General features: G+C 35.5%; 13 protein-coding genes and 1 pseudogene. 1 reads left to right on the forward strand and 13 read right to left on the reverse strand.

What is annotated here, in order from left to right; all coding sequences use genetic code 11:
• The 13 genes and pseudogenes from RTP52_RS18220 to manA form a co-directional block, all read right to left on the reverse strand.
• Positions 1-208 (reverse strand): glycoside hydrolase family 9 protein (locus RTP52_RS18220; RefSeq protein WP_312372806.1); only part of this gene is annotated, 208 nt, incomplete at its 3' end.
• A gap of 77 nt (positions 209-285) precedes the next feature.
• Positions 286-3,042: a glycoside hydrolase family 48 protein gene (locus RTP52_RS18225; RefSeq protein ID WP_312372807.1), complete on the reverse strand. Its 2,757-nt coding sequence runs from the start codon at positions 3,040-3,042 to the stop codon at positions 286-288.
• A gap of 609 nt (positions 3,043-3,651) precedes the next feature.
• Positions 3,652-5,685, reverse strand: a complete 2,034-nt coding sequence (gene htpG, locus RTP52_RS18230; RefSeq protein WP_312372808.1) for a molecular chaperone HtpG — start codon at positions 5,683-5,685, stop codon at positions 3,652-3,654.
• Positions 5,686-5,849: 164 nt separating this feature from the next.
• Positions 5,850-6,344, reverse strand: a complete 495-nt coding sequence (locus RTP52_RS18235) for a DUF5721 family protein (protein WP_312101042.1) — start codon at positions 6,342-6,344, stop codon at positions 5,850-5,852.
• A gap of 131 nt (positions 6,345-6,475) precedes the next feature.
• Positions 6,476-7,219, reverse strand: a complete 744-nt coding sequence (locus tag RTP52_RS18240) for a TraX family protein (RefSeq protein ID WP_312372809.1) — start codon at positions 7,217-7,219, stop codon at positions 6,476-6,478.
• Between the two features lie 245 nt (positions 7,220-7,464).
• Positions 7,465-9,402, reverse strand: a complete 1,938-nt coding sequence (locus tag RTP52_RS18245; RefSeq protein ID WP_312372811.1) for an alpha-amylase family glycosyl hydrolase — start codon at positions 9,400-9,402, stop codon at positions 7,465-7,467.
• Positions 9,403-9,698: 296 nt separating this feature from the next.
• Positions 9,699-11,327 carry an ABC-F family ATP-binding cassette domain-containing protein gene (locus RTP52_RS18250; RefSeq protein ID WP_312372812.1) on the reverse strand — a complete coding sequence of 543 codons (1,629 nt, stop codon included), beginning with the start codon at positions 11,325-11,327 and terminating at the stop codon, positions 9,699-9,701.
• A gap of 320 nt (positions 11,328-11,647) precedes the next feature.
• Entirely contained in the window at positions 11,648-13,087 is a 1,440-nt protein-coding gene (locus tag RTP52_RS18255) for a leucine-rich repeat domain-containing protein (protein ID WP_312372813.1), read from the reverse strand.
• A gap of 336 nt (positions 13,088-13,423) precedes the next feature.
• The gene (locus RTP52_RS18260) at positions 13,424-15,529 is read right to left on the reverse strand and encodes a glutamine synthetase III family protein (protein ID WP_312101057.1); all 2,106 of its coding nucleotides are present in this window, start codon (positions 15,527-15,529) and stop codon (positions 13,424-13,426) included.
• Positions 15,530-15,888: 359 nt separating this feature from the next.
• Positions 15,889-16,800 carry a mechanosensitive ion channel family protein gene (locus tag RTP52_RS18265; RefSeq protein ID WP_312101060.1) on the reverse strand — a complete coding sequence of 304 codons (912 nt, stop codon included), beginning with the start codon at positions 16,798-16,800 and terminating at the stop codon, positions 15,889-15,891.
• Between the two features lie 78 nt (positions 16,801-16,878).
• Positions 16,879-19,083: pseudogene (gene glgB / locus RTP52_RS18270) on the reverse strand (1,4-alpha-glucan branching protein GlgB); the annotation flags it as partial.
• Positions 19,084-19,356: 273 nt separating this feature from the next.
• A complete protein-coding gene (locus RTP52_RS18275) occupies positions 19,357-20,016 on the reverse strand; it encodes a YesL family protein (RefSeq protein WP_312101066.1) in 660 nt (219 codons plus the stop codon).
• A gap of 65 nt (positions 20,017-20,081) precedes the next feature.
• The gene (gene manA, locus RTP52_RS18280) at positions 20,082-21,014 is read right to left on the reverse strand and encodes a mannose-6-phosphate isomerase, class I (RefSeq protein ID WP_312101069.1); all 933 of its coding nucleotides are present in this window, start codon (positions 21,012-21,014) and stop codon (positions 20,082-20,084) included.
• Between the two features lie 216 nt (positions 21,015-21,230).
• On the opposite strand from manA, the gene RTP52_RS18285 reads away from it, so the two are divergent.
• A complete protein-coding gene (locus RTP52_RS18285; RefSeq protein WP_312372814.1) occupies positions 21,231-21,854 on the forward strand; it encodes a class I SAM-dependent methyltransferase in 624 nt (207 codons plus the stop codon).
• Positions 21,855-21,858 lie beyond the last annotated feature (4 nt).

Below are 21,858 nucleotides of genomic sequence, written 5' to 3' on the forward strand. Positions count from 1 at the left end.
CATCTGATCCATCGTTTAAACCAGAGTCACCTCTCCAATTATTGCGAATAGTACTTGGCAGTTTACCAGAACGTTGAAACTCATAAAACATGATTGACTTTTGAAGAGCTTCTCCGTAATTATAATTAGATTCAGCTGCGTTAGCTTTCGAAGGCGCCATGGATATCAGAAGTGCAATTACTAATAAAAGACTTAATAGCTTTTTCATATACTCATCCTTTCTGTTTACCACGCTGGCAATAGAAAGTGATTTAACACTTTCTATTGCCACAACTAAAAGAATTCTTATGGCTCAATACCCCAATTAAGCTTACCAGTTATATAAGCAGTTGCCTTATTCCAATCAACATAGGAATTCCCGCTGCTATTAAATGAATAGTCTCCAGTTTGGGTATAATTAGACCAGTCAGTCTTAGCGAATCTACCTTGCACTTCGATTCCCTGACCTGCATTTAAAGAACCAGCGCCACTTGTAAATCCAATCTCAAGATAATAATCTGCTCCGGCCTTTGGAGTTGCCATCTTAACAAAAGTTCCGGTAACATTACCACTTCCAATCGTTGACCAATCACACCAGAAATTCTGGCTCTTCTCACCATCAATTGTATAGTAGTAGCGAAGTTTTACATCAGAAAGATTGATACTATTAGATCCTGTATTCACGAGATAAAAACGTGGCGCAATTCCATTCGTTGTTGCGCTAGTATTTCCATTGAACATCTGGATCTTAACATCTCCTGCTACCACTACTACTGTTGTATCTACTACGGTTACTACAAATGGCTTTGTATAAGAATTACTAAAATTAAAAGTAATTGTAGTATCACCAAGTGGTAATGTAGATAGGAATTCTTTCTTAAGGACTACAGTATTACCATTTACCGTATAATCTGTATTTAATCTTAGAGCTGTAGTACCTTTGCTTAAGTTAGCAAAAGTATAGCCTTGCATTGATAATGTTGTACTAAGATCTGCTTGTTTTCCTACAGCCTTATCAAAGGTTCCATTTGTAGGATTAATATTTGCATAATCGACATTAGGATTACTCTCATAAAGGAGTGCATATACACCATTTGCAATGGCTACATCACACTGAGCCCAGAATCTATGATAAGTAAATTCTGGTGACTTATTATTCTTATAAGCATCCAGTAACTTTGCATACGATGGGTCTTGTAAATACTTAGAACGGATATCTAAGAATTTAATACCAGACTTTATCACATCACCATTTGGCATCTTACCATTAAAGGTACTTGGAACATAAAGAGTCTGCTCAAAGAATCTCTTATAATCTGCACGTGCTTCAGGAACAGCAACTCCCTTATCATCACGATATAACTTCCATACGCGGTCTAATAATTCTTTTGCTAAGTTCTTTGCAGACTCATCGTTTGCAGCCTTACTATAAAATAACAAAGCATTCGCAAGAGATCCTGTAACACCAAGATCGGTACCAGAATCAACCACAGTTACATGAAGCTTAGGATTTCCAGTATAGGAACCTGTCCATGTATCTGGCTGACCACTCCAACTAAGTGTACTTGGTATTGTAAAGGTACCATCCGCTTTTAATACAACTACTGATTTCACCCAAGCTACCCATTTATCTAGGATCTGTTTTGCCTTCACATCTTTTGTCTTATAATAATATTCTGCAACACGTTGCATTGACCATGCCTGGAAACCAAACCAAGTGTTACTTCCTGGATCTTTATAAACTGGGTTTTCTTCGTAGCCCATTCCATAGAATGTAGCGGTACCAGCTGGCCAAGCTTCATAACGTCCATTTCTAGAGTTACTAGCACCACCGGCAATTGCACCTTCTGATGATTGTAACCATTGATAAAATTCAAGCTGTCTATTAAGACTTGTTGCCCAGTCAGCTTGTCCATTTGTGGTCTTTGGTTTAAACTTTGAATTCTGAGATAAAATCCAAGCTGCCATAGGATTTTGATAGCCAAAGTGGTTATGGCTAGATCCAATAATCCATGCCCAGTCAGCTGTAATTCCGCCGCCCCAAGCATAATACCAGGATAATAGATAATGAGATGCATCATATCCTGTACCAGCAACTGTAGAATTACCTATTTTTCTAAAATACTTATCAAACATAGAATAACGAAGATAATCGCCCATCATCGTAGCTTTTGATGAATAAGTATCAATATTAACGTTATAATCTTTCGCCCATTCACTTGCCCAATAAGCAGCCTGAATAGCTCTTGCATCTGCATCTGGTGCATCCGTATACTTAAATTGCTGTGCATAGGAACTATCGCCAGTGAATAAGTCGAGGAAACCATTCGGTCCACCATATTTCATTGCATCCCAACATGGCTGAGGAATTGTTTCCCAAGTTGATTCCTGTTCTCCACGTTGGAAGGTGTTGATATAGGATGGTGCCGTGGTTCCGTCTCCCCTAGAACCAAATCCATACCAGTTATCAACATCTAGTAACCAGTGCATGCCATAGATTGTATTCCGACCATAAGCTGCAACAAGCTGTGACCAAATTGGGTCACTACCAACAGGAGCACCCGTATCGAGCTTAGCTGGGTATTGACTAGGATCCTGATACTCAGGTGCATAAGTTGCAGGCTTGCTCGGTGTATACTTACTCATACTAGTTGGCGGTTGATCTGCATCAGTTGGAATCATATATTTTTCTGTTACATTCCATGCAGTTCCATATCCTGAAAAGTCACCAGTAAATTTACCATACATAGCTTCAAGCCATATGTAGTAACTCATTGCCTCACTGGTAGTTACATGACCATAATCAGGAGCTTCTACGATCATAGTTTCAATGGAATGATATGGAATCCCCTTAGGACTAAAATATCCGTTCTTTGGGTTTTTAATATCCGACCATAAGTCCATAAAACGTTGCTCATAGGTTCCCCTTGCTGCTACCGCTTCTAAAGATTGTTCAGTTTCCCCGGCCAAAGCAGATGTTTTTCCTACCTGAGGAACTAGAGTAACTACCATTGCAGCTGTCATAATGGCTGCTGCCACTCTCTTGTAGATACGTTTTTGCATACAAAACCCTCCTTATTAATTAACTCTCCACGTCAATGATATAAGGCATCTGAACGCATTTCTCATCCCTTCCTTCCTTTGCAAAAATTTTCAAATTTATATATCAATTGATCTGAAGGTTCTTAATAGAATAAGATTATTGATTTTACTAGGTTTTTTTACAAAATTCAACGTTTCTCTCATATTTGCTTTATGCAGACTTATGCATAAATAATATGATTTTAATTCAATATATATTCAAGACAATTACGTCAATTATTTAACAACATCTTGTTTTCCAATGTTTCGTCTGTAATCTATATTTATATATCAAACTTGTCTATATACTCTGAATATTATCATTATTTCCATTTTATGTCAATTACAAGTAAAAGGTATTTTTTTGTTCAACATGCATAAAAAAAATGTCAATTTTTAAAAATGAGTTATCAATTAATTCTCTTTTATAAAATAGGGCGAAACTTTTCGCATAAAAGATATCTAGATTTCATATAAGTGAAGTAAAAAAGTAATTCATCTTTTTCATAAATTGAAATCTATTTATTATAAAAAAAAAGAAAAACTGTTGCATTCGTTACCTGTGCAACAGTTTTTCATATAAATATTTTTTTATTTCGTTAAGAGCATTAATATCTCGTTGCTTCTTTCAATGAAATTCGTCATAGCTTCTGGTGCTAATGGCTTATGAGCAAGATAAGCAAGGTCATATAATTGCTCACAGATCATATCGGTATGCTCAGCAGAATTGTTATCTAATACATACTGAACTAACTTGTTATTGGCATTTAAGATTAGGTTTTCAGTTGGCCCGAATGCAGATGGGTCCATGCCATACATATTATACATTTTCATCATATCCTGCATTCTACGGCTCTCCTCTGATAAAGTAATCATGGAGGAAACCTTTGCATCCTTTAATTTCACTACCTTAACTTCTAACTTATCTTTCTTTAATGCCTTCTTAAATACTTCTGTCAGACTGTCCTTCTTCTTGTCAAGTTCCTTATTTTCTTCCTCAGAAGAATTCTCTGTCATTGTCGCATTAATATCAGCGTCAATTCTTTGGAAACGAATCTTTTCATCGGATTGCTCTAACTGAGTGATAAAAGGTTGATCGATATTATGTGTCATAAACACAGCATCAATACCAGCATCCTTAAACATCTTAATGTATTGGCTCTGTTGCTGTTCATCGGTTACATAATATACGGTATCCTTCTTCTCTTCTTTTGGTTCGCCCGCAGATTCGGAATTCGTTTCTTCAACCTCTGCTTTTACTTCTTCTGTATTCTCTTCGCCATTTAATTTCTTAGCTGCTTCCATATACTCTGGAAGTGTTACATACTTTTTCTCTAAGTTCTTAAAGATAATAAAATCCTTCATTTTTTCACGGAATTTTTCATCCTTTAAGCAACCGTATTTAATGAATGGGCTTAAATCGTCCCAATATTTCTCATAATTATCACGTTCTACCTTATACATTCCAGATAACTTATCTGCTACCTTCTTCGTAATGTAATCGGAAATCTTCTTTACAAAACCATCATTTTGTAAAGCACTTCTTGATACGTTAAGTGGTAGGTCTGGACAATCGATAACACCTTTAAGAAGCATTAAGAATTCTGGAATAACTTCCTTAATGTTATCTGCGATAAATACCTGGTTGCTGTATAATTTAATTGTTCCTTCCATACTATCATACTCTGTATTAATCTTAGGGAAGTATAGGATACCCTTTAAGTTAAATGGATAGTCCATATTGAGGTGTATCCAGAATAATGGCTCTTTATAATCGTGGAATACCTGACGGTAAAATTCCTTGTAATCTTCCTCTGTACATTCATTTGGATGCTTTGTCCATAATGGTTCTGGATTGTTAAGTGGCTTTGGCCCCTTCTTTTCTTTCTTTGTTTCTGCTACCTTACCATCTTCTGTAACCTCTGCATCAACAATAACATCTTCCGTTACTTCGGATTCTATTTCTGTGGTCTCTTCTGGCTCTTCTTTTGCATTTTCATTTTTAAAGTAAATTGGTACTGGCATAAAGGAACAGTATTTCTCAATTACTTCCTTCGCACGGTATTCATTGGAGAATTCATAACTATCTTCATTTAAATAAAGAGTAATCTTTGTTCCTCTTTCAGCCTTATCTCCTTCTCCCATCTGGAAGTTGAGTCCTTCTTCTGATTCCCAGTGAACAGCTTTTGCACCTTCCTGCCAAGATAAGGTATCAATCGTTACCTTATGAGCTACCATGAAGGCAGAATAGAATCCAAGACCAAAATGACCGATAATTTGATCTTCATTAGCCTTGTCCTTATACTTATTTAAGAAATCCTGTGCTCCGGAGAAAGCAATCTGGTTGATGTATTCTTTTACTTCATCTGCAGTCATACCAACGCCGTTATCAATAAAGGTTAAAGTCTTTTCTTCCGGATTTACAAGAACATTGATTTTAAACTCTTCCCCTTCTGGTATAGAGAATTCGCCAATAATATTAAGCTTCTTAAGCTTAGTAATCGCATCACAGCCATTTGATATTAATTCACGGAAAAAAATGTCGTGATCGGAATACAACCACTTCTTAATAATCGGGAAAATATTCTCGGAATTAATTGATAAATTACCTCTTTCCATACTCATGAAAAAAACACTCCTTTTATCTTTTATTTATCATTGATAAGCATTAGCCCTTGCATGATAATGCACGTCCAATGCATGATAGTCAACTCGTTGTATATTACTATAATACGAGGTATCTAAAATGTCAAGAAAAATTAGCACTCATTAGTAATGAGTGCTAACAATTATTCTTCATATGCTATTTCATTGCTTTTTAGGAATTTCATTACTTGTTCATCCCAGGCATAATCTAAAGATTTGTCTAAGGAAAATGTCTTTTTTCCTGTTCCAGTTACTACATGTAATTCACTGTTTTCATATCGAGTGTGTAAGTACAATCCGGTAACCTCGCTGCTATCTAATAAAACACCCTGGTTTGTCAATACCGATTCAATTGCTTTTTGAGATAGCATAAGACTAATCTGAAAGGATAACGGTGTTTTATTCCCTTTTACAATCTGATAAGCAAATGGTCTGACTTCACTCCATTTCGCGTGTGTTCTACTTCCCAAGGATTCAAGTTCTTCCGTACTATAATAATCACGGTTTAATTTTCCGTTCATTTCAAACCTCTGGAAGGTATGGATGATTACATCAGAAACTAAAAAAGCATCAAACACATTCTGAATCAGTAATTTAGACATAAAGCCTTTCACATCAACGATTTTTAATGATTTCATGCAAACCTCTATTCTGGCGCAGCGCGCCTTTCATTTGAAAACAACTTGTGCTTCTGTACGAGTTGCCATGGGAGGAATGCCATATTTGAGACATTCTTCCGTGTGGTGTAACTTACTCTTCACACTTCACTTTAGCTTAAGAACTGATAAATTCCCTGTAGAATTACCAAATGTAATGGATAGAAAATATAGAAGGCATATTGGAACCGTTTTGTGCCACGCTCGCCATTATAATAATATAAAAATGGTGCCGCTAAGATTGCCATAAACTCAACACCACCGCGGAAAAATCCAACGAGAAGGATAAATAGTAGCATACGTAGATTTCGATTCCCATAAGCTAAATAAAACCCTACAATTAGTAAGACACCATAGCCTAATTCAAAATAGTCAGGACGAATTAGATACAATAACCCTGTACCGCCAACAATCGTCAATACACCAAGTATGGTCATCCACATTGTATTTCCAAGCATTCGATTCTTAATATAATCATAAATCATAATAGTTAATAAACCAATTGCTAGTGTAAAGAAAACGTTTTGTCTAAATAAAAGGATAGTTAAATTCGTATTCGGGAATCCCCAAAAAGCATAATCATAAGGGATTTCGGAAATTACTGCAAAAAGAAGCAGACGATTCAAATACTTTATTCTATTCCTTGTGTGAAAAAATCCTTCCACAATTAAAAAGGCAAATATCGGAAATGCAATTCTTCCTATGGTTCTCCCTATTACATACCATGTAACATCTAAATTATAATCTATCAGAGTTATATGAAATAATGGAGTAGTATTCCTTGGCACAAAAATTGTGGTGAAATGGTCAATTAGCATGGTAATACATGCAATAAGTTTTAAGGTAAAACTATTCAATGTTGTAGTCCTTTCTTTTCATGTCTACTGTATTTCTTTTATATCTTGCTTTTATATTTTTTTATATCTTTCAATTACAATTATCTTTTAAGGTTCTTCTTTACCAATGTAAAATATCTATTAATATATTGATGTATTACTTTTAATGTCTTGCTTTTAATATCTTGTTTTTTATGTTTTGTTTTTTATGTTTTAATGTTTTGTTTTTAATATTTTATCAATCAATACATCAACCCATTATCGCTCTACTTTACCGTCTCACACAAAAATACCTGAATCGTTCGAGCAGGAACAATAACACTTGTTTTATAAGATTCCTTGCCATCTCCTCCCCCATCAAAAAGCTTTCCCTCTTTCGATGATAAATCTAATTTCCATTCCGAATTTGTGTGAAAGGATGGAAGGGCAAAGCTATGTTCTTCCCAATGTGCATTCATCGCGATATAACAAGAAGCATCCGAGGTTGTTTTATCTTTCAAAGCAAATGCACCATGTAAAAGTACACCAAGCGTCCTGCTAGAATGGGAAATATCCGGGTACCATGCTTTACTACCATGATATGATATATCAGGGCATCCACAAGATAAGATATCAATGCCGCTTAATTCCCGTATATTGTGAAGAGTAGGGTGGGCTTTTCGAAATTTGATTAACTGCTTCACAAAGGAAAATAGTTCATTCTGTTTCTTTTTCTCCGACCAAGAAACCCATCCTATTGAATTATCCAGACAATAAGCATTATTATTTCCATCTTGAGAATTTCCAAATTCATCTCCTTGCAAAATCATTGGAGTTCCCTGACTTAAGAAAAGAAGCATGAAGGCGTTTTTCATCATCTGCAAACGTAACTCCTTAATTTTTCTACGATTTGTATCGCCTTCCACACCGCAATTCCAGCTATAATTAAAGTCAGTACCGTCTCTATTACCTTCCTTATTCGCTTCGTTATGTTTACAATCAAATGAGTATAAGTCAGCTAAGGTAAATCCATTATGATCCGTAATATAATTTATTACCCCACTCTTTTCTGGATTTTCACGAATTCTTGCCATGATTTTCCCGATTTGACCTTCATCCCCTTTTAAGAATCGTCTGGCATCAATTAAAAACCCATCGTTATAATCTGCAAATGTTTTTTTATAAGGTACCGTCTCTCTACCATAGACAGCACCTGTATTCCAATGTGTTGAAAATAACTTCACCCCTACCAGATAGGAATCCATCGCAAATGACTGTTGTATGGATTCTTCTGCATTCGTTCGGAAACCATCAATATGGTAATGATGAGCCCAATAACGAAGACAATCTAGAATACACTGTACATTCATCTCCCTTGGAAAATTCATATCGAGTAGAACTTCTATTCCATTTTCGTGCAGTTTCTCAACCATCTCTTTAAACTCCATACTTGCATCATTAGGACTTAATGCATAAGATGATTTTGGAGCAAAGTAGAAACTGTCGGTAGTATATCCCCAAAAATTAAGTTTACAATCTAAGTTTGAATCATACATAAGAAAACTATTTCTCTTATGATATTCATTTGTCGCATTCGGTAGTTCGCTTAAGCATGGTTTTGGTTCCATTCTTTCATTAAATTCCACGCATGGCATGAGAAATAGAGCATTGATTCCTAACTCTTTAAAATATGGTATTTTCTCTATAATTCCTTTATAGGTTCCTTTATGCTGTACTTTCGAATCATCACTTTTTGTATATCCTCGTACATGTAGTTTATATAAAATCAAATCCGAATAAGCGTGACTTAGCGGGGTATCTTCTCCCCAATAGTAATCATACGTCTCCCATGACCCAAGTAAACCATGTAATGTATCGTTGTTATCCCCTATTACATAAGGAGCCATACCATACTGCTCCCTACCTAGAATCTTGGTCGCATAGGGATCTACAAATTCTTCCCCAAAAGCCTCATAACGATATCCTAATATCTCTGAAGCTTCAGATTCTGGTACAAGAGCTAAAAATATGTTGCCAAAACGGAGACTCTTTTGCATTGAGATTGTCCTAATTATACTTACATCCTTTTTGCTGTATAGTTTTAAAGTACACTCAGTCGCATTCGGTACAGCAACAGAAAAAACAAGGTTATTTCCCTGTTTTTCAACCCCTAGCATCTTAGGTAATTGATATTTCTCTCTTTCTGACTTTTCATATTGCCCCATACCCTCTTACCGTCCTTTTCCTTCCTGAACTACCCCTAGAACATGCCTAGCACTTATGCAATATTTACCTTGCATAAATAATCGAAAGCTAACACTTTTTATTCTACCTAGATTAATACGAGAAGTCAACAACAGGGCCAAATGGAATCATAAAAATGAAACCATCTGCCCCTGCTTTTTCTTTGGGATCTTTAATTTTTGAATATTCCCATATTTTCAATACTTTTGAAGTAGGCAGTGAAGTTTTAGAATTCCTTACGCGGCGTCTTTTGGCGCCTTAGAAATTCTCTTCACATTTAGTCCTCTTCAGTATTTACATTTAATACATGTCTCTTACGTGCCATTTCATCACTATCAAGGTACTCATCGTAAGTTGTAATCTTATCAATTAAGCCGTTTGGTGTAATCTCCATAATACGGTTTGCGATAGTCTGAATAAACTGATGATCCTGAGAGGTAAACAATACAACACCAGAGAACTTCATTAATCCATTATTCAGTGCTGTAATCGATTCCATGTCTAAGTGGTTTGTTGGCTCATCCATGAGTAATGCATTAGCGCCCATAATCATCATCTTAGATAACATAACACGCACACGCTCACCACCGGAAAGTACCTTAACCTTCTTAACACCTTCCTCACCAGCGAATAACATTCTTCCAAGGAAACCACGAACGTAAGTAACATCCTTTTCAGGAGAAAATGGCATTAACCAATCCACGATAATATCTTCGCTGTCAAAATCCTTCGTATTGTCTTTTGGGAAGTAAGCCTGAGTTGTTGTGATACCCCACTTATATTCACCTGAGTCTGGCTCCATCTCACCGGATAAAATCTTAAACAAGGTAGTACTAGCAAGTGAATTACCACCAACAAATGCAACCTTATCTTCACGGGTAATAATAAAAGAAATATTATCTAAAATCTTAACACCGTCTATTGTCTTACTTAAATTAGTAACTGTTAAAACTTCATTTCCAATCTCACGGCTTGGTCTAAAGTCAATGTATGGATATTTTCTACTAGAAGGACGAATCTCATCAAGCTCAATTTTCTCTAATGCACGCTTTCTGGAAGTTGCCTGCTTTGACTTTGATGCATTCGCTGAGAAACGTTGAATAAAGTCCTGTAATTCCTTAATCTTATCTTCCTTCTTCTTATTTGCTTCCTTCATCTGCTTTACCATTAACTGACTGGACTCATACCAGAAGTCATAGTTACCAGCATATAACTGGATCTTAGCATAATCAATGTCTGCAATATGTGTACAAACTTTATTTAAGAAATAACGGTCATGGGATACTACAATAACCGTATTTTCAAAGTTAATCAAGAATTCTTCTAACCAGCGAATTGCTTCTAAATCAAGGTGGTTTGTAGGCTCGTCAAGTAACAGGATATCTGGGTTACCAAATAAAGCCTGTGCAAGAAGTACCTTCACCTTCTGAGCACCATTTAATTCGCTCATCATCTTGTAATGTAAATCTGTATCAATTCCGAGTCCGTTTAATAAAGTGGCAGCATCGGATTCTGCTTCCCATCCGTTTAATGTTGCAAATTCTGCTTCCAGTTCACTTGCTTTAATACCATCTTCTTCGGAGAAATCTTCCTTTGCATAAATGGCATCCTTTTCTTTCATGATATCATACAATCTTTGGTTTCCCATAATAACTGTGTTGAGAACATCAAATGCATCATACTTAAAGTGATCCTGTTGCAAAAATGATAATCTCTGTCCAGGAGTGATGATGATATCTCCTTTACTTGGTTCGATTTGCCCTGAAAGGATTTTTAAAAAAGTGGATTTTCCTGCTCCATTGGCTCCGATTAAGCCGTAGCAGTTTCCTTCTGTAAATTTAATATTGACATCCTCGAATAAGGCTCTCTTTCCTATTCTTAGAGTTACATCGCTTGCTTGAATCATTTCGATACCTAGCCTTTCTATTTTTGCGCTATTACTTATTCTACAGTAAAATCTATAATTTGCAAGCTCTTTTTCACTTGCTGTAAATCTTTAGCGCATTTTTCTTATATTTTCTATCGTTGATCTAGTTTATTCTTTCATTTGTTTAAACATGCTCCATAACCTTTCCTTGTCATGAATTGAGAAATAGCACAATTCTCTAACTTTCCATTGTCATGGATTAAGAAATAGCACGATTCTCTAACTTTCCACTGTCATGCATTAAGAAATAGCACAATTCGTTAACATTTCCTTATCATAAATAAAATGGAAAATCCCTATTATTCTATTATGTCCACCACTGCTTCTTGATAATCGAAACCATTTTCTTTTGCATAGGTTTCTGCCATCGAATTTTCTGAGGCAATAATAACTATGTTTGATGTCTCTCCAAAGATATCAATTCCAAAGGATACCGTGGTATCCGGTATTGTAATCTCTGTTAAATTTGTGCATGCATAAAAGGCCATATCACCGATATGTATGGTTCCTATAGGGATATCAATATAGGTTAAAGATTGGCAGGAGGAAAAACTCATATCTTCAATTGTAGCTGTGGAACCTAAAAACACAACCTCAGTTAATGAGGTATTTGATGCAAATGCCGCAAATGGAATCCGTGTTATTTTCTTTGGAATAATCACGCTCTCTAGCTTCTCGCAAGCACTAAATGCCCCCTCCCCAAGATGAGTTAGACTATCCGGAAGTCTTAGTTCCGTTATAGAATAACAATCTGAAAAAGCATAATCACCAATTTTCGTTATGTTTGGCGTTAAATCAATCGATAAATGAATACAGCCAGAGAAAGCTTCATTTTCAATAATAGTAAGTTTTTCTGATAATACTACACTTGTTAAGTTATTTGCTAAGGAAAACGCACCTTCTGCAATCCGTGTGACACTTTTTAAAATTGTATATTCCTTTTCTTCGCTTCCAGTAGGATACTTTACTAGAGTTTTCTTATCCTTTGTATATAATACCCCATCTGATATTGCATAGTACTTATTTTCCTTTGGTAATGTCATTGTCTCAAGAGCTGGACATATTCCAAATGCAGATTGTTCAATCACTTCTAAAGATGCAGGAAAGTTTATCTCCTTTAGCTCATAGCACTTTTTAAATGCTCTGCCTTTAATTACTTTAAGACCTTCTGGTAATACAAGTTTCGTGATTGAGGTATTATAAAAAGCATACTCATCTATAACAGTAACTGGGTAAGATTCTACGCTTTCTGGAATAATAAGTTCGTTTGTTGGCTCTGATACAAAACCGGTTATAAAAACTTCACCTTCCTTGATTTTCATCGATAATATCGTACCATTATCATCGATACAAACTTCTGTTTTATCTTCAGAAACCCAACCTTTGGAACCTTTTTTTATTCCCTCAGTATTAAGATTTTCGTTATTTTTATCTGGATTTTCACTACTCTTATCCTCAGTGTTATCTTCACCCGTCTCACTTGCTTGTCCATTCTTATCTTTACCTAGGTTATTATCCTTATCCAGTTCTCCTATTGATGGAGTAGTAGTTGGAATATTTATGTCCTTACCAGGCATTTCACTCGCTTTTGGTGTAACTAAGAGAGTCCCTGATGAATCTATCTCATTATCTCCCTGCTCTTTGTGAGGATTGGTAACATCTAGGGACTTTGATTTTTGACTACAAGCAGTTACCGAAACCACTAACAGCGTGAAACATAATATTATCCACTTCTTCATTCATCCATCCTCCTTTGCATCATTATTTTCATTATATCATTTGGTAATATTTATGTAAAGGAATGTACCCCTGTTTAAGGACAAAGGGTGCCTCTTTTTAAGGACAAAGCTACATAGAAATGCTTAAATAAGATGCCTTTTAAAGCTTAATTGAGATACCTTTTAAAGCGTATATGAGATGCCTTTTTCTTATAACACCTATAACTATAAAAAATGAGACAAACATAATTTCATAAAGAAATATATTTGCCTCGTTTTATTTTTCTATGGCAAGAAAAAAATATCAAACATGCTTTTTCTTGTGTTTATTTATCAATAAATATTAATTTTGTTTCATTATACTTCGAACAATAGATCACCATAAGTTGGAACTGGCCATACATCTTTATCAACCATTGTCTCTAACAAATCGATTGGGGCTCTTAGCTCATCCATAGCTGGGAATACTAGATTTCTAAAGTAGTTTGCCTGTTCTTCTCCTTCTAGAGATGCAGCAGTCTTTGTGTACTCCGTTAAGTTATTAAGCGCTACCTTTGCCTGCTTTAATAATGTTGAAGTCTCTGCTAATAAATCTGTCTGAACACTCACATCCGCTGTTGGTAATGCGGTTTTTACTGCATTAATACTATTAGCAAGTGTTGTAGTAAATTTGATAACAGCAGGAATAAACATTCTACTTGCCATTTCAATCATCGTTTTAGCTTCGATATTAATAGCTTTTGAATAGGATTCATATAAAACTTCCACACGGGACTTAAGTTCTGTTGTAGTTAAAACATGATGCTTATCAAATAATTTGATTGCTTTTTCAGAAACTAGTGCTGGTACCGCTGAAACCATTGAATTTAAGTTTGGTAAGCCACGTCTCTCGGCTTCCTCTACCCACGCATCAGCATATCCATTCCCATTAAATACAATTCGTTGATGTTCTGTGACTGTCTTTTTAATTAAGTCATGAACTGCACGGTCAAAGTCTTCTGCTTTTTCTAATTCATCTGCCATATCGCAAAGAACATCCGCAACTATAGTGTTAATGGTTGTATTCGCATCTGCAACTGACATAGAAGAACCAACCATACGGAACTCAAATTTATTACCAGTAAACGCAAATGGTGATGTACGGTTACGATCCGTTGCATCCTTCTTAAGTTCTGGAAGTGTATGCACACCAGTTCTCAATCTTCCGCCCTGTTTGGAGCTTGTTGCTTCTCCTGTTTCAATTAACTGAGTTAATACATCTGCAAGCTGCTCCCCAAGGAAGACTGAAATAATTGCTGGTGGTGCTTCGTTTGCACCAAGTCTGTGGTCATTGCCTGGATTTGCTGCAGAAAGTCTTAACAGGTCTGCATGTAAATCTACTGCTTTTAAGATAGCAGATAAGAATAATAAGAATTGAACATTCTCATGTGGTGTCTTGCCTGGATCTAATAAGTTCTTTCCAGTATTGGTTACGATAGACCAGTTATCATGCTTGCCAGAACCATTTACTCCTGCAAATGGCTTCTCATGAAGAAGGCAAGCAAGTCCATGACGAATCGCAACCTTTTTCATAATATCCATAATTAACTGATTATGATCGGTAGCGATATTTGCTGTAGTATAAATAGGTGCAATCTCATGCTGCGCTGGAGCCGCCTCATTATGCTGGGTTTTAGCTAAGATACCAAGCTTCCAAAGTTCCACATTCAGTTCCTTCATAAAGGAAGCAATTCTTTCTCTAATGGAGCCAAAATAATGATCGTCAAGCTCCTGTCCTTTTGGCGGCATAGCACCGAATAAGGTACGGCCCGTAAATACTAAGTCATCTCTTTTTAAGTAATTTTCTCTATCTACTAAAAAGTATTCCTGCTCTGCTCCAACGGAACAGGATACACTTGTTACATCACTATGACCAAATAAATTACAGATACGAACTGCATGTTTGCTTATGGCTTCCATCGAACGAAGTAATGGAGTTTTTTTATCAAGTGCTTCGCCGGTATATGCACAAAATGCAGTTGGAATACATAAAGTAACACCTGCTGCGTCTTCCTTTAAGAATGCTGGCGACGTACAATCCCAAGCAGTATAACCTCTCGCCTCAAAAGTTGCTCTTAATCCACCGGATGGGAAGGAAGAAGCATCTGGTTCACCCTTAATTAACTCTTTTCCTGAGAACTCCATTAATATCTTTCCTGATGGAGCTGGGGATATAAAAGAATCATGCTTTTCAGCAGTAATTCCTGTCATCGGCTGGAACCAATGAGTATAATGTGTTGCACCCCTATCAATCGCCCAGTCCTTCATCGCATTGGCTACGATTTCAGCAACCTGTGGATCCAAATCCTCACCATTTTTAATGGTCTTTTTTAATGCCTCAAAAGTTCTCTTTGGCAAACTTTCCATCATGGTAGCTTCATCAAATACGTCGATACCGAAAATATCAGTTAATTTCTCCGCCATAAATCTTATCTCCTTCTAAAATGATATTAGTTATCTCTCAGAAAATCCCTCTCAAATTACATTCAGTTACCATTAAAGCACATACAAAATCAAAAAACAACTTTACTTTCCTAGCATCCGACATTTTTATAAAAAAGGGTGCTCTCACTATTAGGAGAACACCCTTGCTCTAAGAACTTTTTCTTATTAATAAAATATCACGTTTATAGACAAATGCCAAGTATTTTTTTATAAAACTCATAAATTTTCTGTTTTACCAAAAAATACGTTATCTCATCTTTTCAAATTATGCAATAGTAACAGAACCTATTCTATACTTATAAGTAAGGATTCTCTTTGCTATTTTTTTTACTTATTAATCACTTTTTACTTTGCTTTCTATCATTCAAAACATTAATATCTACATGATTAAATGGTATTGTAAATCCTTTCTCATCAAACATGTATTTTATTATCTCAAGGAGTTCACCTTTTAGAGCAAAACAATTCTCCGTATTAACCCATACACGCATTGAAATCTCAACTGCATCTTTTCCATAAGCACTTACAAAGAGATCAACTGGTCGATCATCTAAAATCTTTTCATTCCTTTGACTTATTAGAAATAGCTCCTGTTTTACCGATTTAATGTCATCCTCATAACCAATTGGAATAATTAAATCCAAACGCCTGATTGGTTCATTCGTAGCATTGGTAATTTCACTGTTAGCCAGGGCTCCATTTGGTAAAACAACTAATTTATTATCTGTAGTTAATATTTTGGTATAAAAAATATCGATTGCTATTACAGTACCTTCATTTCCCTTTGCAATAATAAAATCACCAACGCGGAATGGCTTTAATATCAGTATAAGCACTCCACCTGCAAAATTGGATAAACTTCCTTGTAATGCCAAGCCAATTGTCAAACCAACAGAACCTAGTAAGGCGACAAAGGATGTTGTTGGCAATCCAAGAATTGCTGCAATCGTTATTATAAGCAAACCATAGCATAAAGCTTTCAACACAGAGATAAGAAAGTTAGATACACCAACATCCATTTTAGCTCGTTCAAATGCTTTTTTTATGATTTTAATTAAGACATTCATAAGTTTCTTACCTACAAAATAGACAAAAAACGATATTAAAATCAAAAATAAGAAATGCAATGCCTTAGGCCAAAAATCATCCCATATTGTAGAGACTTTTGACATAAATTTGTTTAATTCTAAATCTTCTATGAGATCTTCTTTTATAATAGCGTTCTGTGTTAGTAAAACTAATTTATTCATCTATAACCTCATTTCTGCGCTGCTCTTTAAATATTCGATTTCGTTGTACGTATTTGCTTAGTTTTTTGTATGAATACGTTCTGAAATAGTAAATACTGCCATTCCAAGTGGTGGTAGCGTTATCTTAATCGCTTGCTTTCTACCATCAACTTCTTTTGCTATAGCATTCTTCACTCTTTTATTCACATAACCTTTCCCGCCATATACGAAATCATCACTATTTAATATCTCTTTGTATTTTCCCATACAAGGAACCGCAGCATAGTATTCCTCATAAACCACCGGAGTGAAATTAAGTATAACAAAGAGGTGTTCTTCTTGCTTTTTATTCGTACGAACAAAACTAATAATACTATGATCTGCATCCATACTATTGATCCATTCAAATCCATCCGCAAGATGATCTGTCTCATTAAGGGCGGAATTCTCACGATAAAGTTTATGAAGATTTTTTACATACTCTCTAAGCGCTGCATTTTCTTTTCGCTTAAGAAGATCCCAATCTAAACTTTTATCTTCATTCCATTCCGAAAATTGACCGAACTCCTGTCCCATAAATAGTAGTTTCTTTCCAGGATGCGTCATCATAAACCCATATGCTGCACGAAGATTGGCAAACTTATCATTAAGCTCACCTGGCATCTTTTGAATCATAGAGCCTTTTTCATGTACAACTTCATCATGAGATAACACTAAGACAAAATTCTCACTATATGCATAAACCATGCTAAAAGTTAGGGCATTATGACAACCTTTTCGAAATAATGGGTCCTGTTTCATATAGTTGGTAAAATCATTCATCCAACCCATATTCCACTTAAAGTCAAAGCCAAGACCACCTTCATTTAGGTCACCTGTCACCATTGGCCAGGCAGTAGATTCTTCTGCAATAATTATTGTACCATCTTTTCTTTTTTTAACAATCGAATTAAGATGTTTTAACATCTCAATGGCTTCTAGATTCTCATATCCACCATACTCATTTGGTATCCACTCTCCATCATTTTTACCATAGTTAAGATATAACATGGAAGCAACTGCATCCATTCGAATTCCATCAACATGATATTCCTCTAACCAAAACAAAGCATTGGCAATAAGAAAATTAGATACCTGCTGGCAGCCATAATTAAAAATAAGAGTTCCCCAGTGTGGGTGTGCACCTTTTTTTGGGTCTTTATGTTCGTATAAGCATGTGCCATCAAAATTAGATAGACCATATGTATCCCTTGGAAAATGTGCTGGCACCCAGTCAAGTATGACACCGATTCCCTCCTGATGCATATAGTTCATAAAATATTTAAAATCATCTGGTGTTCCATACCTTGAGGTCGTAGCATAATACCCCGTAACCTGATACCCCCATGAAGCATCAAGTGGGTGCTCCATAATTGGCATTATTTCGATATGTGTATACCCGATTTCTTTTATATAAGACGCCAGCATTGGCGCAAGTTCTCTATAATTATAAAAGCTTCCGTTCTCTTCGGTTGGTTTTTTAAAGGAGCCTAAGTGCAACTCATAGATGCTCATTGGTTCTTCTTTTACTTTTGCCTTCTTCCTTTTGGCTAGCCACGCTTTGTCTTCCCAAGGATATTTCTTTCTTTCATAAACGATGGAAGCATTGTTTGGCCGTACCTCTGCATAAAAAGCATAGGGATCGGACTTTAAGAAGGTTAGCCCTCCCTTTGCCTTTATTTCAAACTTATAAAGTTCTCCGTGATTCACCCCTGGTATAAAAAGTTCAAAAATTCCTGAATTAGAATGTCTTCTCATTGGATGCTTTCTACCATCCCAAAGATTAAAGTTTCCAACTACACTAACGCGAATTGCCATAGGTGCCCAAACAGCGAATAAAGTTCCTTTCACACCATGGACTGTTTTTACATGTGCTCCCAAACATTCATAAATCTTATAATGGATTCCTTGTCTAAAGCTTTCACAATCCTCCTTATTTATCATCGGAGGATAAGAATATGGATCAACTACCTTTTCAGTATTACCATTCGGATAGGTAGCAACTAGTTCATATTTTGGTATTTCCTTTTGTGGAAGAAGTACAGAATAGAAACCAGCTTCATCCATCTGCTCCATCTTATATTGCTCATTATTATTAGACTGTAGGTTAATTTTCACCTCACAAGCATTCGGAAAAAAGCAATGAATCACTACACCCTTCTCCGTCTTATGCGGTCCTAGAATTTCATGTGGATTATCGTGTTCTGAATATACAATCGCTTCAACTGCTTCCCAATTCATCATTTGGTATAATGTATCATTCATACGCTATCACTGGCAGAATAACTTATCTAAATCTACCTTTTCCTTTCTAGAATTTTTCTTCTAGTTAAAGCGGATATTCGCAATCCGCTTACGCTACTTACTCTACCTCATTGCCACTACGTGGCATTTCAGGCAAGTCCTTACCTCCGTTTAAAGAAGCGGAGGACTTCCTTTATGAGGTTAAATATAAAGCAAGCTCATCGTTACTTATAACATAACAATGGCTTGCTTATCCCATACGAGTCTATGAAAGGTAATTGCAATACTGAAAATCTATTCCCAGTACCATAAGTCCTTTCCTGTTTCTTCTTCTGTTCCTTCCGGCTTTGGCATGTATTTTTTAAAAACACGTTCTATTAAGAAGGAACATACCAAACAGCATAATGCTGGTGCAATAAAAATCGCTGGATAGATTACATATACTGCTAATCCAAATACAGCAATCACAATTGCCAGTAAAAATGTAGTAGGAAAGTGCTTCATAGCAATAATAAATGAAGTTTTAAATAACCCTTTTAAATTTAGTGTAAATCTTGATAAAATAGGGAAGATAAAAATTAAGATAAATACCAATATTGTTGTAATTGCAACAAATCCAGCAATTAACAAGGATCCATAACTTTTACCTTCCTCTAACATAATTTTGGAATAGGAAAAGTCAATGTACATGATATAGCTTAATACAAAGAATATAATCGTTGTTATAGTACCTAATTTTATATTATCTTTAAATGAATGGAAAAATTCTCTTGTCACATACCCACGTTCTCGACGAATTACTTTTACTACACTATAGTACAAGGCAGTCGTGGCCGGCCCGATTAACACAAGCGTCATGGAGCATAGCACCCAGATAATACTGAGGAGAATCATATCCCATACTTTTCCCATGATTGTAAAAAATGCATTGTCCATATTAAAAAAATTACTCATTATTTCCTCCTAAATATTACTTGTCACTTAAATTTTTATCTGCTAATAAGCAATGGTAATCTATTTTAAATGTGTGAAGCAATCAGCCTAAGATTACCTGTCAACTGATATGTACCATAATCTGACGGAATAATAAAATGGTCTCCTTTTTGAATTGGGGTTCCATCTATCTCTCCACTTCCCTCAATTATACTAATCAGTGTAAATGGTTTATCCTGTGTAAATTCTTGTTTTCCGAAAATTTCAACTTTATACACAGTATAATATGGACATGTTACAAGATGTTCTTTCGTCGCATTTGGGTACTCAGTTTTAATATGATTTGTTTGTACATCGATATGAGGACAACGGATAACATCAACGCTCTTGCTAAGATGTAATTCTCTTGGTTTTCCATTCTGTAATCGACCATAATCATATAGTCGGTACGTAATATCACTATTTTGTTGTGTTTCTAAAATCAAGGTTCCTTTTTTTATAGCATGAACTGTTCCGGGCTCAATTTGAAAGAAATCACCTTTCTTAATTGGAAGAATTCGAATTAAGTCCGTCCAAGCATTCTTCTTAATCATTTCCCGTAAATCATCTGTACTATTTGCATTATGACCTATCACAATTTCAGCATCTTCATCACAATCAAGAATATACCAGCATTCTGTTTTTCCTAATGCTCCGTTCTCATTTTTCTTTGCATAGGTATCATCTGGATGAACCTGGATGCTTAGATCATCCTTTGCATCGATTATCTTAACTAACAGTGGAAATTCTTCTTCGGTTACGTTCCCAAATATTTCTCTATGCTCCGACCATAGTTTACTTAATGTATAGCCCTTATAGAATCCATTTATAATCTCACAATCACCATTCTGATGTGCACTGATTGCCCAGCACTCTCCGGTGTTATTACTTGGAATTTTATAATGAAAATCAGTTTTTAATCTCGTACCACCCCATATCATCTCTTTAAAAACTGGTTTTAAAAACAATATCTCCCTCATAGCTTCCTCCACTGCTTTTTTTACATTATAACATCAAACAAGCTATATTTAAATACTAATCCTACATTTTATACACATTTAATAAAAGCCAAAAAACGTTACAATATCTTATGTTTTATGAATGAAAATATTTAGATATTTTGACTAAATTACAGCTCCATGATATAATCTTAACGTAATCAAAAACGTAAAAATCGAAAGGGGTCTTTCCTTTATATGATACATGTTACAATTGAAGATATTTCTCTAGATTTTATTACCGACCCAGAAGTTTTTTCACCATCCTTTGCGGATCGTGGAACTTTGGCTATGCTATCTTACGTAACATTCGACCAATCTGATACCTTACTAGACCTTGGCTGTGGATATGGCTTAGTTGGCATCTATGCCAGTAAAGTACTATCACCCGCAAAAGTAACCATGTGTGACATCTCAGAAAAGGCTGTTGAACTTAGTAAGAAAAATGCTGAAAAAAATCAAGTACTGGATGGTCTCACTATTTTACAAAGTGATGGATTTCGTAATCTTCCAATAGAGGAATACTCTCTTATTCTATCGAATCCACCATATCATGTTGATTTTTCTGTTCCAAAACATTTTATTGAGGAGAGTTATCGCAGACTTATCATGGGTGGTAAGCTCTATATGGTAACAAAGCGTAAGGACTGGTATAAGAATAAAATTATCTCTGTCTTTGGTGGTATAGAGATTCATGAAAAGGATGGTTATTACATCTTTATTGCTCAAAAGCGCCAAAAGGAGAAAAAGCTAGCTAACGTAAAAAAGGAAAACGGTCTTAGTAAAAAACTAGCTCGTAAAATGAAGACAAAACAGCACTAAAGTC

This window comes from Lachnoclostridium sp. (genome assembly GCF_031997925.1).
Classification (GTDB): Bacteria; Bacillota; Clostridia; order Lachnospirales; family Lachnospiraceae; genus Lachnoclostridium.